Source organism: Mesorhizobium sp. M0761, from assembly GCF_040320205.1.
In the GTDB taxonomy this organism is placed as follows: Bacteria; Pseudomonadota; Alphaproteobacteria; order Rhizobiales; family Rhizobiaceae; genus Mesorhizobium.
Genome location: NZ_JAMYPF010000016.1, coordinates 60,752 through 73,461, shown reverse-complemented (window position 1 = coordinate 73,461; position 12,710 = coordinate 60,752). Strand labels below are relative to the sequence as shown.

Here is a 12,710-nt window from a genome sequence, read left to right as displayed (position 1 = left end):
CCTTCGCATCTATCAGATGTCCGATCCTACTTCGCGTTCGGGTTCGGCATCCAGGCCGGCATGGCGACATCGGCATGGGCGAATTGCGGCAGCTTGGCCGACAGGTCCTCCATGTTCTTGATGTCCTTGTCGATCAGGTCCTTCTGGGTGATCAGCGTCGGCGGCACGATGACGTTGTGGCCGGGATCTTCACCGGCGAGCAGCTGCGCCAGCGCGCGCACCGAGACCTGGCCGACGACGGCCGGGTTGGTGGCGGCGGTGGCGGCCCAGGCGCTGTCGGTCTCGCGCATGGCCGCGATGTCCGAGGTAGAGATGTCGGCGGAGTAGATCTTGATCTTCTTGTTCAGCCCCGCCTCGTCGACGGCGATCTTCACACCCTTGGCGAACTCGTCATAGGGCGCGAACATCACATTGATGTCGGGATGCGCCTGCAGCACCGAGCGCGCCTGGTTGGCGACCGAGTTGGCGATCGGGTTGTCGAGCGTGCCGAACATCGCGACTTCCTTGATGCCGGCATGTTTCTTCTTCACGTCGACCCAGGTCTCGTTGCGGCGGTCGAGCGGCGCGATGCCAGCGACATAGACATAGCCGGCGTTCCAGCTCTCGCCATTGTCCTTGACCGCCTGCTCGAGCGCCAGGCGCGCAAGGTCCTTGTCGGACTGTTCGATCTGCGGGATCTTGGGGTTTTCGACATTGACGTCGAAGGCGACGACCTTGATGCCGGCATCGACCGCGCGCTGGGCGGCGTCCTTCATCGATTCCGTCAGGCCGTGCTGGATGATGATGCCCTGCACGCCGAGTGCGATGGCCTGGTCGACCATGTCGGATTGAAGGGCGGCGTCCTGGCGGCTGTCGAGCACGCGCAGATCGATGCCGAGCGCCTTGGACTGGGACTCGACGCCCGAGAGATAGGCCTGGAAGAAATCGCCGGTCGAGAGATAGCGCACCAGCGCGATCTTGACGCCGGGCTTGTCGAACGGCGCCGGCTTGTCGGCGGCAAAGGCCGGGACCTGCATCAGCATTGTTGCGCCGGCCAATCCGAGCGCGACCTTCCCCAAAAGTCGTCTTGTGATGTTCACGTTCTTTCCTCCGTTTGTTGAACCCAAAACTGTCCCGGCAGCCATTCTATCTCCTGCCCCGGCCGGAAAGGGCGAAGGTAAAGACAAGGGCGACGACGAGAACCACGCCCTTGACGAAATCCTGCGTGTAGTAAGGCGCGTTCATCATCGTCAGGCCTTGCAGCAGGATGCCGACGAACAGCGCGCCGATGGCGGTGCCGAAGGCGTTCGGCTTGGCGGCGCCGAGCACCGCGTAGCCGATCAGCGCCGCGGCAACCGCATCGAGCAGCAGATTATTACCCGACGCGATGTCACCGCGTCCAAGCCGTGCGGCCAGCAAAATGCCGCCGATCGAGGCAAAAACTCCTGAAATGACGTAGGCCCAGATCTTGTATGCCTTGACAGGCGCACCGGCGAGTTCGGCGGCCCGTTCATTGCTGCCCACGGCATACATCATGCGGCCGAAGCGCGTGTATTCGAGGAAGAACCAGATCAGCACGGCGAGCACGATGAGCACGACCACCGACACCGGAATGAGGTTCGGAATGAAGAAGTCGAAGCGGTGGCGGCCGAGCGCCAGGAAGGCGTCGGAGAACTTGCCGTTGGCGACCGAGCCGTCGGGCATGGTCATACCGGTGGCGATGGAGCGGCCTTCGGTCGGGATGCGCTGGAGGCCGACGAGCAGGAACATCATGCCGAGCGTCGCCAGCAGATCGGGCACACGCATATAGACGATCAGCCAGCCATTGATGAGGCCGACAAGGGCGCCGATGAGCAGGCAGATGAGGACAGCGACGACCACGTTCTGCTCCAGCACCACCATGACATAGGCCGCCGCCATCATGGCCGAGGTCGCGACCGAGCCGATCGAGAGATCGAAGCCGCCGACAACCAGTGTGGCGGTGACGCCCAGCGCCAGCACGCCGGTGATGGCGACCGACTGGAAAATGAAGACGGCACTTTGCGGCGAGACGAACCCGTCGGCGGCGATGGCGAAATACGCGATCAGGCCGAACAGAAGCACGATGAACCCATAGCGGATAGCGTAATCGCGCAGCGTCATTCAGCGCCCGCCGTCAATACCCAACTCAAACCCGTGCACTCCATTCCAACCCTCAGTTCTTCAATCATCGTGGCTCAGGCCGCACTGTGCAACGGCCCGCCCGCGACTTCGGCCAGCAGACGGTCGAGATCGACATCGGCGTTGCGGTGTTCGCCGACGATGGTCTGCTCGGACATCACCAATATGCGATCGGCCGTCTCCAGTGCCTCGTCGAGTTCGGTGACGAACAGCAGCGTGGCGCGGCCATTGGCGCTGGCCCTCAGCTTGGCGGCGATGTCGCGCCTGGCGGAGATATCGACGCCCTGGAACGGTTCGTCGAGAATGAACAATCGGGCGTCCTGCGCCATCCAGCGGGCCACCATCACCTTCTGCTGGTTGCCGCCCGACAGAGTGGTCATCTCGTCCTTCTCCGAGCGGCAGACGATGCCGAGATCCTCGATCTGCCGGCGGGCAATAGTGCGTTCAAGGCCGCGTTTGAGAACTGAAAAGCGCGACATGCGCTTGTGGAAGGGCAGGCTGATGTTTTCCTGGATGTTGAAGCCGCCGACGATGCCGTTTTCGCCACGGTCCTTGGCGACCAGAAACACGCCGGCGGCGATGGCTTCGCCGGTCGACGCGGGCGCATAGGGCTTGCCATATAAAGTCATCGTGCCGGACAGCGGTTTGCGCAAGCCGAACAGCGTCTCGGCGAGCGCGGTCTTGCCGACGCCGACGAGGCCGGTAATGGCAACGACCTCGCCGTCGCCGAGAGTCAGCGAGAATGGCCGGGCACCAGGGGCGATGCGGAAGGCATCGACGGTCAGGATCGGCTCGGCAGAACTCCTGGCTTCGATGCGGTCAAGATGGATCTTGCGGCCGAGCATGGCGTTAACGGCGCCCTCATAGTCGAGAGGCTTGCTGTCGAAGACGCCTGAGATGACGCCATCGCGCATCGAGACGATGCGGTCGGCCAGCCGCCTGATATCCGACATGCGATGCGAGATGTAGAGGATGGCGACGCCCTGCTCGCGCAAGCGGTCGAGCAGCGCAAACAGCCGGTCGGCCTCGGCGCTGGACAGCGACGAGGTCGGCTCGTCGAGGATCAGCACTTTCGGCTGGTGCGCCATGGCGCGCGCGATGGCCACCATCTGGCGATCGGCCAGCGACAGGTCGCTGATGCGGGCCTTGAGGTCAATGGCGAGCCCCATGCGGTCGGCCACCGCTTTGGCTTCGCGGCGCACCCGGCCGGGGTTGAACAGCAGCGGCGCGCCCTTGCCGCTCAGCCGGTCGAGCGTCAGATTGGTGGCGACATCGAGATCGGCGACGACGCCGTCATTGATGTTTTGGTGCACGGTAACGACACCGGCGCGGATCGCCTCTGCCGGCGTGTTCGGCACAAAGTTGCCGCCAGCGAGGTGCATGATGCCGCCGTCATGGTCGTAGACGCCGCTGATGATCTTGACGAGGGTGGACTTGCCGGCGCCGTTGGCGCCCATCAGCACGGTGATCTCACCGGCATGCAGTTCGAGCGAGACGCCGCCAAGCACCTCGATATGGCCGAAGGATTTCCTCAGCCCGTCCACGCGGAACACGGCATCATTGCCCATTCGTTCCTCCCTGAAGATGACGCTATGGGCTACGTCATCAATTGTCAACTCGATTGACAATTGCCAGTCAGCTTCCTAGCTTGGCCTCACCGCCATCGCTCCACTATGATTGGAGCGAGCAAGCGGGAGGGTGAGGAATGACTGCGAAATTGCCGTTTGAAGCACTGTCGGTGGAGACGCTTGCAACGCGCCTCGGTACGAACGAAGCGCTGTGCGCCAAAATCGGCAAGGGCCCTTGGAAGGTGCGCGAGGTCGGCGACGGCAATCTGAACCTCGTCTTCATCGTCGAAGGCGGCTCGGGTGCGGCCGTGGTCAAGCAGGCCCTGCCCTATGTTCGCCTCGTCGGCGACAGCTGGCCGTTGCCGCTCAAACGCTCCTTCTTCGAGTATCACGCGCTGACGCGGCAAGAGGCGCGCGCGCCGGGCTCGGTGCCGGCGATCCTCCATTTTGACGAAGCCCAGGCGCTGATCATCATGGAATATCTGGCGCCGCCGCACATCATCCTGCGCCGTGCCCTGATCGACGGCCGCGAGTTGCCAAATATCGCCCGCGACATCGGCCTGTTCATGGCCCGCACTTTGTTCCGCGGCTCTGATCTCTCCATGCCCACCAAGGACCGCAAGGCCGACCTGGCGCTGTTTGCCGACAATGTCGAGCTCTGCGGCATCACCGAAGACCTGGTGTTTTCCGACCCATATTTCGATGCCAAGCTGAACCGGCACACCTCGCCGCAGCTCGACGGCCTGGTTGCCGAACTGCGCGCCGACCGCGACCTCAAGGTCGAAGCGCAGCGGCTGAAGCATATCTTCGCCGCCAACGCCGAGACGCTGCTGCATGGCGACCTGCATTCGGGCTCGATCATGGTCACCGACACCGAGACGCGGATGATCGATCCGGAGTTCGCCTTCTACGGTCCGATGGCCTTCGATGTAGGCATGCTGCTCGCCAATTTCTGGATGTCCTACTTCTCGCAGCGCGGCCATGAACAGAAGGGCAAGCGTGACGCCATGCGTGCCTATCTGCTCGGGGTGACCAACGACACCTGGACGGTGTTCCGCGCCGAGTTCTCGCATCTATGGCGCACCGAGCGCACCGGCATGCTTTACCAGAAGAGCCTGTTCGAGGATCAGGGCGACATTCTCGCCTCGGAGCAGGCGCTCGACCATGTGCTGCACCAGATCTGGACCGACCTCTTGGGCTTTGCCGGCATCGAGGTGCACCGGCGCATCCTCGGCCTCGCCCACAATGCCGATTTCGAGACCATCGAGGACGAGGATCTGCGAGCCTCCTGCGAGGCCAAGGCGCTGAAATTCGGCCGTCACATCGCCGTCAACCGGCGCCAGATTCACGGCATGGACGAGGTCAATAATCTGGCCGCTTTGATCGAACGGGAGAGCAGGATTTGAACGTCGGCGAGCGCCACTACCGCACCATCTGGCTGAGCGACGACCAGCGTTCGGTCGAGATCATCGACCAGCGCTGGCTGCCGCACGAGTTCCGGGTCGAGACGATCGGGAGCGTTGCCGGCATCGCCACCGCGATCCGTGACATGTGGGTTCGTGGCGCGCCGCTGATCGGCGTCACCGCGGCCTACGGCGTCGCCATCCAGATGGCGGACGATCCGTCTGACGAAGCGCTCGACGCGGTCTGGGAGACGCTGCACAAGACGCGGCCGACTGCGATCAATCTACGCTGGGCACTGGACGAGATGCGGCGGTTCCTCAGGCCGATCGTATTGGGACAGCGCGCGGAGGCGGCCTATAAGCGCGCCGCGGAAATCGCCGACGAGGATGTCGATCTCAATCGCGCCATCGGCGAGAACGGGCTTGCCATCATCAAGGAGATCGCGGCACGCAAGAAGCCGGGCGAGCCGGTCAACATCCTCACCCATTGCAACGCCGGTTGGCTGGCGACGGTCGATTACGGCACCGCCACGTCGCCGATCTATCTCGCCGTCGAGGCCGGCATTCCGGTCCATGTCTATGTCGACGAGACGCGCCCGCGCAACCAGGGCGCCCAGCTGACCGCCTGGGAGATGGCCGGCCACGGCGTGCCGCACACGCTGATCGTCGACAATGCCGGCGGCCATCTGATGCAGCGTGGCGCGGTCGACATGGTGATCGTGGGCACCGACCGCACCACGGCCAATGGCGACGTCTGCAACAAGATCGGCACCTATCTCAAGGCGCTCGCCGCCTCCGATAATGAGGTGCCCTTCTACGTCGCTCTGCCCTCGCCGACCATCGACTGGACGGTGGGTGATGGCCTGACCGAAATCCCGATCGAGGAACGCTCCGGTGACGAGGTGTCGCTGGTCTGGGGCAAGACGGCGGACGGCAAGATTGCGCAGGTGCGGGTTTCGCCCGAAGCGACGCCGGCGGCCAATCCGGCGTTCGATGTGACGCCGGCACGGCTCGTGACGGGGCTGATCACCGAGCGCGGTGTGGCCAAGGCTTCGCGCGAAGGGTTGAAGGCGATGTTCCCCGAACGCGGATAATCTCCCCCCTTGAGGGGGAGATGTCGCCAAAGGCGACAGAGGGGGTCGGCGCGTCCTGACGCGACCTCCCAGCACCGACAGATGATGCTAGCGCTCCAGTCGAACCGCCCCCCTCTGGCCTGCCGGCCATCTCCCCCTCATGGGGGGAGATTAGCGCCTCACCGGCTGGCTACCGAATTTCGGCCATGCAACAAGAATTGCGGCCTCGATGGCCGCTGACGGTTGCGGTTCTGGCGAAATCCGGCCAGAAGCATCTAGGCCGGCAACCGGCCGGCCCGCGACGTTGCGCTTGAAACCAGATACGGGAGACTATTGGGTGGCTCGCATAACACTGAGACAATTGCTCGACCACGCCGCCGAATACGGCTACGGCGTACCCGCCTTCAACATGAACAATATGGAACAGGGCCTCGCCATCATGGAGGCGGCCGAGGAGACCAAGTCGCCGGTCATCCTGCAGGCCAGCCGCGGCGCCCGCGCCTACGCCAATGATGTGGTGCTGGCCAAGCTGATCGACGCGCTGGTCGAAATCCACCCCGACATTCCGGTCTGCATGCATCTCGACCACGGCAACAACGAAGCCACCTGCGTCACCGCCATCCAGTACGGCTTCACCTCTGTCATGATGGACGGCTCGCTGAAAGAGGACGGCAAGACGCCGGCCGACTATGCCTACAATTCCGGCATCACCCGGCGCGTCGTCGACATGGCGCATTGGGGCGGCGTGTCGGTGGAAGGCGAGATCGGTGTGCTCGGTTCGCTTGAGAGCGGCGGCGGCGAGCAGGAGGACGGCCACGGCGTCGAAGGCGCCATCAGCCACGACCAGCTCTTGACCGATCCGGAACAGGCGGTCGAGTTCGTCAAGGACACCCATGTCGATGCGCTGGCTGTCGCCATGGGCACCAGCCACGGCGCCTACAAATTCTCACGCAAGCCGGACGGCGCGGTGCTGGCGATGAACGTCATCGAGGAAATCCACCGCCGCCTGCCCAACATGCATCTGGTCATGCACGGCTCGTCCTCGGTGCCCGAGGACCTGCAGGAAATCATCAATAGATATGGCGGCCAGATGAAGCCGACCTGGGGCGTGCCGGTGGAAGAGATCCAGCGCGGCATCAAGCACGGCGTGCGCAAGATCAACATCGACACCGACAACCGCATGGCGCTGACCGGCGCCATCCGCAAGGTGCTGACCGAAAACCCGAGCGAGTTCGATCCGCGCAAATACCTGACGCCGGCCATGGCCGCGATGCGCAAGCTGTGCAAGGAGCGCTTCGAGCAGTTCGGCACCGCCGGCAATGCCCAGAAGATCAAGCCGCTGCCGGTGGCCGAGATGGCCAAGCGCTACAAGTCGGGGAGCCTTGATCCGAAGTTTGGGTGAAGTCCCCTGGCGCCTCTTCCTTCTCCCCTTGTGGGGAAGAAAGAAGAGCTATTGACATAAAAAAGGCCGGGCGCGAAAGCGGCCCGGCCAAAAGAAGGTCAAGAACCTTCAGAGGGGAACACCGCTCGGTGGAATGGGAGGAAACCGCCGAACGATAATTCCTATATGCGCGTATTCGCGGCAGATGGCGACGAACGGCTTTCTAAAACAACGCGAGATTCGGAAATTTCGTTCTCGTTTTGAAAGATTTCAGCCGGTGAGGCGTCGGTTTCCAGAAGATCGGCATAGTGCCGGCGCGCCACGTCGGGATGCGAGCGCAGGCGGCTCTTCAGCACATTGGTACCGACATTGCGAAACAGCGGATTGTCGGGATCGCTGGCCGGACCCCGCGCCTCGGCCGCCAGTTCCTCGGGCAGGTTGAGCAGCGGGATCGTGGCGTCGAGCCGGGCGCTGAAGAAGAAGGGCACCGAAATCCGCTCGACACCGGCCGGTGGCGTTACCACGCGGTGGACCGTTGCTCTCAGATACCCGTTGGAGGCCAGCTCGAGCAGTTCGCCGATGTTGACCACCAGCGTGTCGGGCAGCGGATCGACGTCGACCCAGGCACCGTCATATTCGACCTGCAGGCCCTTGCTCTCGTCCTGCAGCAGAAGCGTCAGGAAACCGCCATCCTTGTGCGCGCCGACGCCCTGGTCATTGCCGGTGGCGTCGCGACCGGGGTAGCGCACGATCTTCATGCGGTGGTTGGGCTCGGCCCGGTAGATCGGATCGAAGGCATCCTCGGTCTGGTCGAGCGACAAAGCGAAGGCCCTGAGCAGCCGGATCGCTACCGCTGTCGCCTTGGTCTGCCATGCCAGCAGAGCCGGCTTCAGCTCGGGCAGTGCCCCCGGCCACTGGTTCGGCCCTTGCAGCCGCGTCCAGGCGGGCACGCCGGGGCCTTGTTCGATGGCCGGGCGTTCGACGCCGATGTCGAGCTGTTCGCGCCAGTCGGCCTTGCCTTTGGTCAGCTCGCCGCCGGCGCGCGTGTAGCCGCGGAACTGCGAGGACTTCACCATTTCGATCGCCAGTTTGTCGGCTTCCGGCAAGGCAAAGAACCGGCGCGAGGCGTCGAGCACTTCTGCGGTATCCGCAGCCGATATGCCGTGGCCGGTCAAATAGAAGAAGCCGACATCGCGCGCGGCCGTGCGCAGGTCGAAGAGAAACGTTCGCCGCTCGGAAGCGCCCTGTTCGAGACGGCCGAGATCAAGCACGGGTACGATCCTGGGCATGGTCAAGCTCCTTGTTCCGCTGTCACGGTGGCACGCAGGCCGGTCCGATCAAAGCAACGCGCAATCCAATCTCGGCGCCGATAGAGAAAGCCGGCGCTGCGTTTGGCAGCCTGCCGGCAAATAACGTTCGTGGCGCTCATCCGCGCCGGTCCAGCCTGGCGACCAGCCGGTCGCCGACCCACTGGATGCCGCAAACGAGGATGATCAGCACAATGACCACGGCGACCATGACGCTGGTCTCAAAACGCTGGTAGCCGTAGCGGATGGCGAGGTCGCCAAGCCCGCCGGCACCGATGGCGCCGGCCATGGCCGAGGCGCCGATCAGCGTTACCAGCGTCACCGTGAAACCGGCGACGATGCCGGGCAATGCTTCGGGCACCAGCACCTCGCGAATGATCGTCCAGCGGTTGCCGCCCATGGCGCGCGCCGCCTCGATCAGGCCGCGATCGACCTCGCGCAGCGACACTTCGGCGATGCGGGCATAGTAGGGCGTCGCCGCAATCGACAACGGCACGATCGCCGCCCAGGTGCCGATCGAGGTGCCGACGATCAGCCGCGTCACCGGGATCAGCGCCACCAGAAGGATGATGAAAGGCACCGAGCGGAAGCCGTTGATGACGGCGCCGAGCGCGCGGTTCACCCACAGGCTTTCGGCAATGCCGCCGCGCTCGGTGGCAATCAATGCCAGGCCGAGCGGCAGTCCGAAGACGAGCGAGATGAGACCGGACGCGGCTGTCATCAGGACCGTCTCCCAGATCGAACGCAGCAGAAGTTCAAACAGAACCGGCGACATGGCCAAGCACCTCCACCCGCGCGTCGCGGGCCTTCAGGAATGCGATTACTTTCGACAGATGTTTCGGATCGTTGCCCGCGACCGCAAGGAACAGCGTGCCGACCGGCTGCTGTTGGACATGGTCGATGCCACCATGGACGAGGCGGAAAGGCCCCGGCACCGCCACCGCAAGATCGGACAGCAGCGGACCGCGCGCGGCCTCACCTGCGACGTCGACCCTGAGGATGAGCTCGGCGCCGCCTCCGGGAGCAAGCCGGCCGGCAATCTCGGCCGGCAGTTGCGGGCGGATGCCGCCGAGCAGGCTCCTGGTGATTTCGGAACGCGGCTCGGCAAAGACCGACCACACCGGGCCTTGCTCGACGATGCGCCCGGCATCGATCACCGCGACGCGGTCGGCGATCGAGCGGATCACCTCCATCTCGTGGGTGATGAGCAGGATGGTCAGGCCGAGCTGCCGGTTGATGTCTTTCAGCAAGGCCAGGATGGAGCGCGTCGTCTCCGGATCGAGCGCTGAGGTCGCCTCGTCGGACAGCAGCAGCGCTGGCCGCGCGGCCAGCGCCCTGGCGATGCCGACGCGCTGCTTCTGGCCGCCCGACAGCGAGGACGGATAGGCCTTCGCCTTCTCCGACAGGCCGACGAGGTGGAGCAATTCGGCGGCGCGCGCCAGCCGTTCGGCCTTTGGGCGGCCCTCGATCTTTAGCGGCAGCGCGACATTGTCCTCCACGGTCTTGGCCGACAGCAGATTGAAGTGCTGGAAGATCATGCCGATGCGACGCCGCAGCGGCTGCAATTCACGCTCGCCGAGCCGGCCGATCTCGCGGCCCTCGATGAAGACGTCGCCGGAGTCCGGCCGCTCCAGCCCGTTGAGGCAGCGGATCAGCGTCGACTTGCCGGCTCCGCTGCGGCCGATGATGCCGAGGATCTCGCCCTTCTTCACCGTCAGCGAGACGCCGTCGAGCGCAGGCGTCGCGCCAAAGCGGCGCTTGAGGTCGACGAGGCGTACGACATCTTCTTGCCCGGCCGATATATTGACCGGACCGGATGCCTCGGCCGTGACGTGCTGGTTCATCTCACTGTCCGTTTCAACGCTCGACAAATGCGACAGCGGCCCGCTCAACAGCGGGCCGCCTGCTCCTGACAACCAGGCGCCAATCAATAGGCGCTGATCCCGGTGCCCTTGTAGACCTTGTCGAACTCGGCCTTGACCGCCTCGTTCTGGTAGGACGCGACCAGCGTCTTCACCCACGCCTCGTTCTCGTTGCCGGATTTCACGGCGATGAAGTTGCGGTAGGGGTTGTCGGCCACTGGCTCCTGGGCGATGCGGTTGTCCGGGCCGAGACCGCTCTTCAGCGCCCAGTCGGTGTTGACGACAGCCGCGTCGAGATCCTCGACCGAGCGGCCGACAATGCCGGCGTCCAGTTCCTTGATGACGACCTTCTTAGGGTTCTCGGCAATGTCGGCGGTGGTCGCCAGGATGCCGGTGCCGTCCTTCAGCTTGATCACGCCTTCGTTCTGCAGAACGCGCAACGCGCGGCCCTCATTCGAGGGGTCGTTGGGCAAGCCGATGACGGCGCCTTCGGGCAGGTCGGCAACCTTGGTGTATTTCTTGGAGTAGAGGCCGATCGGCCAGACGCCGGTGTAGCCGACGCGCACGATGTGGTACCCTTGGGTCTTGATCTGGTTGTCGAGATAGGGCTGGTGCTGGAAGGCGTTGGCGTCGATCTCGCCGCGCTCGAGCGCCTCGTTGGGCTGGGTGTAGTCGTTGAACACCACGGTCTCGACGGTCAGGCCTTTTTCGGCGGCCTGGGCGACGACGACGCGCCAGACATCCTCATCCTCGCCGCTGATGATGCCGACCTTGATAGACTTCTTGTCCTCGGCGAAGGACGGCGTCGGCTGAGCCAGACCGGCAAGCGTGACGGCCGAGGCAAAAAGTGCCGCAAGGGCAGCTCGCCGGCTGATGGCTGAAAAAAGAAGAGAGCTGGAAGCGTTTCCGCGTTCGGACATTGTCGATCCCTCGTAATCCTGAAGTCATTGCGGCGAGGTGGAATACCAAGCCTTGACGACATCATCGGCAATGCTGCTTGCCGGATCAAAGAACCGCATTTCTTCTCAAACACGAAGCCGGGAATATTCTCTCAAAGATTTCGCAATTGCGAGAACGGTCACGCCGGACCGGTCAGAATGTCTCGACAAAGGGCCGCAGCTCGACCTCGAAGCTCCAGGCGCTGCGATGCTGGCGATGGGTCGCGAGATAGGTCTGCGCGATCGCATCGGGCGACAGCTGGCTGTCCGGTCGCTCGGGTTTCGTCCCGACCGGCTCGATCTGGCCGTCGATAATGAAATGGGCGACATGGATGTTCTTCGGGAAGAGTTCGCGCGCCATCGACTGAGCCAGACCGCGCAGGCCGAATTTCGGCATGGCAAAGCCGGCGGAGTTGGGAAAGCCCTTGATGCTGGCGGAGGCGCCGGTGAAAAGAATCGAACCGGAGCCGCGCGCAAGCAGCCGCCGCGCCGCTTGCTGGCCGACCAGGAAGCCGCCATAGGCGCCGACAAGCAAGGCTTGTTTGACCGCATCGGGATCGACCTCGGCGATCGGGCCGCGCGTGCGGCCGCTGGCATTGAAGACGGCAAGGGCCAGCGGGCCTTGCTTGTCGGCGGCGTCAAACAGGCCGGCGACGGAGGCCGGATCGGCGACGTCGGTTTCGACGGCCAGCGCGCCGGTTTCCCCGACCAGCGCCGCGAGTTTGGCCGTGTTGCGGGCGGCCAGCACCACACGATAGCCTTCCGTGGTGAGAAGGCGTGCCAAAGAGGCGCTCAGGCCCGCACCCGCGCCGGCGATCACTGCGACTTCGGATGCCATGTCGTTTCTCCTTGGCGATGACGTGTTCGTCTCATAGCTGGCGTCTTGAGCGGCGAGACGCAAGAACGGCGTTGCTCGATTTTCGCTGTTCGGTGAAAAACTCTGCCGGCAGGTTCGGAGCAATCGACCGCGGCCAGGGTCTTGCCTGGCGAGACAATCCGTCCGACAGGTGATTGCGTTGGAATCGCAAACGGTGTCGCA

The 12,710-nt window shown here is 64.0% G+C and carries 11 protein-coding genes; 3 read left to right on the top strand and 8 right to left on the bottom strand.

The window, feature by feature from the left end:
• Positions 1 to 26: 26 nt before the first annotated feature.
• The 3 genes from NKI32_RS23245 to NKI32_RS23235 all read right to left on the bottom strand — a co-directional run bounded on the left by NKI32_RS23245 (position 27) and on the right by NKI32_RS23235 (position 3,707).
• Positions 27 to 1,079 carry a substrate-binding domain-containing protein gene (locus tag NKI32_RS23245; protein WP_023692173.1) on the bottom strand — a complete coding sequence of 351 codons (1,053 nt, stop codon included), beginning with the start codon at positions 1,077 to 1,079 and terminating at the stop codon, positions 27 to 29.
• A gap of 46 nt (positions 1,080 to 1,125) precedes the next feature.
• The gene (locus NKI32_RS23240; RefSeq protein ID WP_023668572.1) at positions 1,126 to 2,121 is read right to left on the bottom strand and encodes an ABC transporter permease; all 996 of its coding nucleotides are present in this window, start codon (positions 2,119 to 2,121) and stop codon (positions 1,126 to 1,128) included.
• Between the two features lie 74 nt (positions 2,122 to 2,195).
• Positions 2,196 to 3,707: a sugar ABC transporter ATP-binding protein gene (locus NKI32_RS23235; protein ID WP_023701522.1), complete on the bottom strand. Its 1,512-nt coding sequence runs from the start codon at positions 3,705 to 3,707 to the stop codon at positions 2,196 to 2,198.
• A gap of 137 nt (positions 3,708 to 3,844) precedes the next feature.
• Here NKI32_RS23235 and mtnK point away from each other — a divergent pair, with 137 nt between their 5' ends.
• The 3 genes from mtnK to fba all read left to right on the top strand — a co-directional run bounded on the left by mtnK (position 3,845) and on the right by fba (position 7,585).
• Positions 3,845 to 5,113 carry an S-methyl-5-thioribose kinase gene (gene mtnK / locus NKI32_RS23230; protein ID WP_023668574.1) on the top strand — a complete coding sequence of 423 codons (1,269 nt, stop codon included), beginning with the start codon at positions 3,845 to 3,847 and terminating at the stop codon, positions 5,111 to 5,113.
• Positions 5,110 to 6,204, top strand: coding sequence for an S-methyl-5-thioribose-1-phosphate isomerase (mtnA, locus tag NKI32_RS23225; protein WP_023668575.1), 1,095 nt, complete (start codon positions 5,110 to 5,112; stop codon positions 6,202 to 6,204). Before mtnK ends, mtnA begins: the two co-directional genes overlap by 4 nt.
• A 316-nt stretch (positions 6,205 to 6,520) precedes the next feature.
• Positions 6,521 to 7,585 (top strand): class II fructose-bisphosphate aldolase, encoded by a 1,065-nt coding sequence (gene fba / locus NKI32_RS23220; RefSeq protein WP_023687044.1) that lies wholly within the window; start codon positions 6,521 to 6,523, stop codon positions 7,583 to 7,585.
• 161 nt (positions 7,586 to 7,746) lie between these two features.
• Here fba and NKI32_RS23215 read toward each other — a convergent pair whose 3' ends face one another.
• The 5 genes from NKI32_RS23215 to NKI32_RS23195 all read right to left on the bottom strand — a co-directional run bounded on the left by NKI32_RS23215 (position 7,747) and on the right by NKI32_RS23195 (position 12,509).
• On the bottom strand, positions 7,747 to 8,853 hold the full coding sequence (locus NKI32_RS23215) for an isopenicillin N synthase family dioxygenase (protein WP_023815197.1): 1,107 nt from the start codon (positions 8,851 to 8,853) through the stop codon (positions 7,747 to 7,749).
• Between the two features lie 136 nt (positions 8,854 to 8,989).
• The gene (locus NKI32_RS23210) at positions 8,990 to 9,646 is read right to left on the bottom strand and encodes a methionine ABC transporter permease (protein WP_023668578.1); all 657 of its coding nucleotides are present in this window, start codon (positions 9,644 to 9,646) and stop codon (positions 8,990 to 8,992) included.
• Positions 9,627 to 10,715, bottom strand: coding sequence for a methionine ABC transporter ATP-binding protein (locus NKI32_RS23205; RefSeq protein WP_023704825.1), 1,089 nt, complete (start codon positions 10,713 to 10,715; stop codon positions 9,627 to 9,629). The genes NKI32_RS23210 and NKI32_RS23205 overlap by 20 nt, the downstream gene beginning before the upstream one ends.
• Before the next feature lie 83 nt (positions 10,716 to 10,798).
• Complete coding sequence (locus NKI32_RS23200; protein ID WP_023668580.1) at positions 10,799 to 11,653, bottom strand: MetQ/NlpA family lipoprotein; 855 nt, start codon at positions 11,651 to 11,653, stop codon at positions 10,799 to 10,801.
• A 172-nt stretch (positions 11,654 to 11,825) separates the two neighbouring features.
• Positions 11,826 to 12,509 (bottom strand): SDR family NAD(P)-dependent oxidoreductase, encoded by a 684-nt coding sequence (locus NKI32_RS23195; protein WP_023668581.1) that lies wholly within the window; start codon positions 12,507 to 12,509, stop codon positions 11,826 to 11,828.
• Positions 12,510 to 12,710 lie beyond the last annotated feature (201 nt).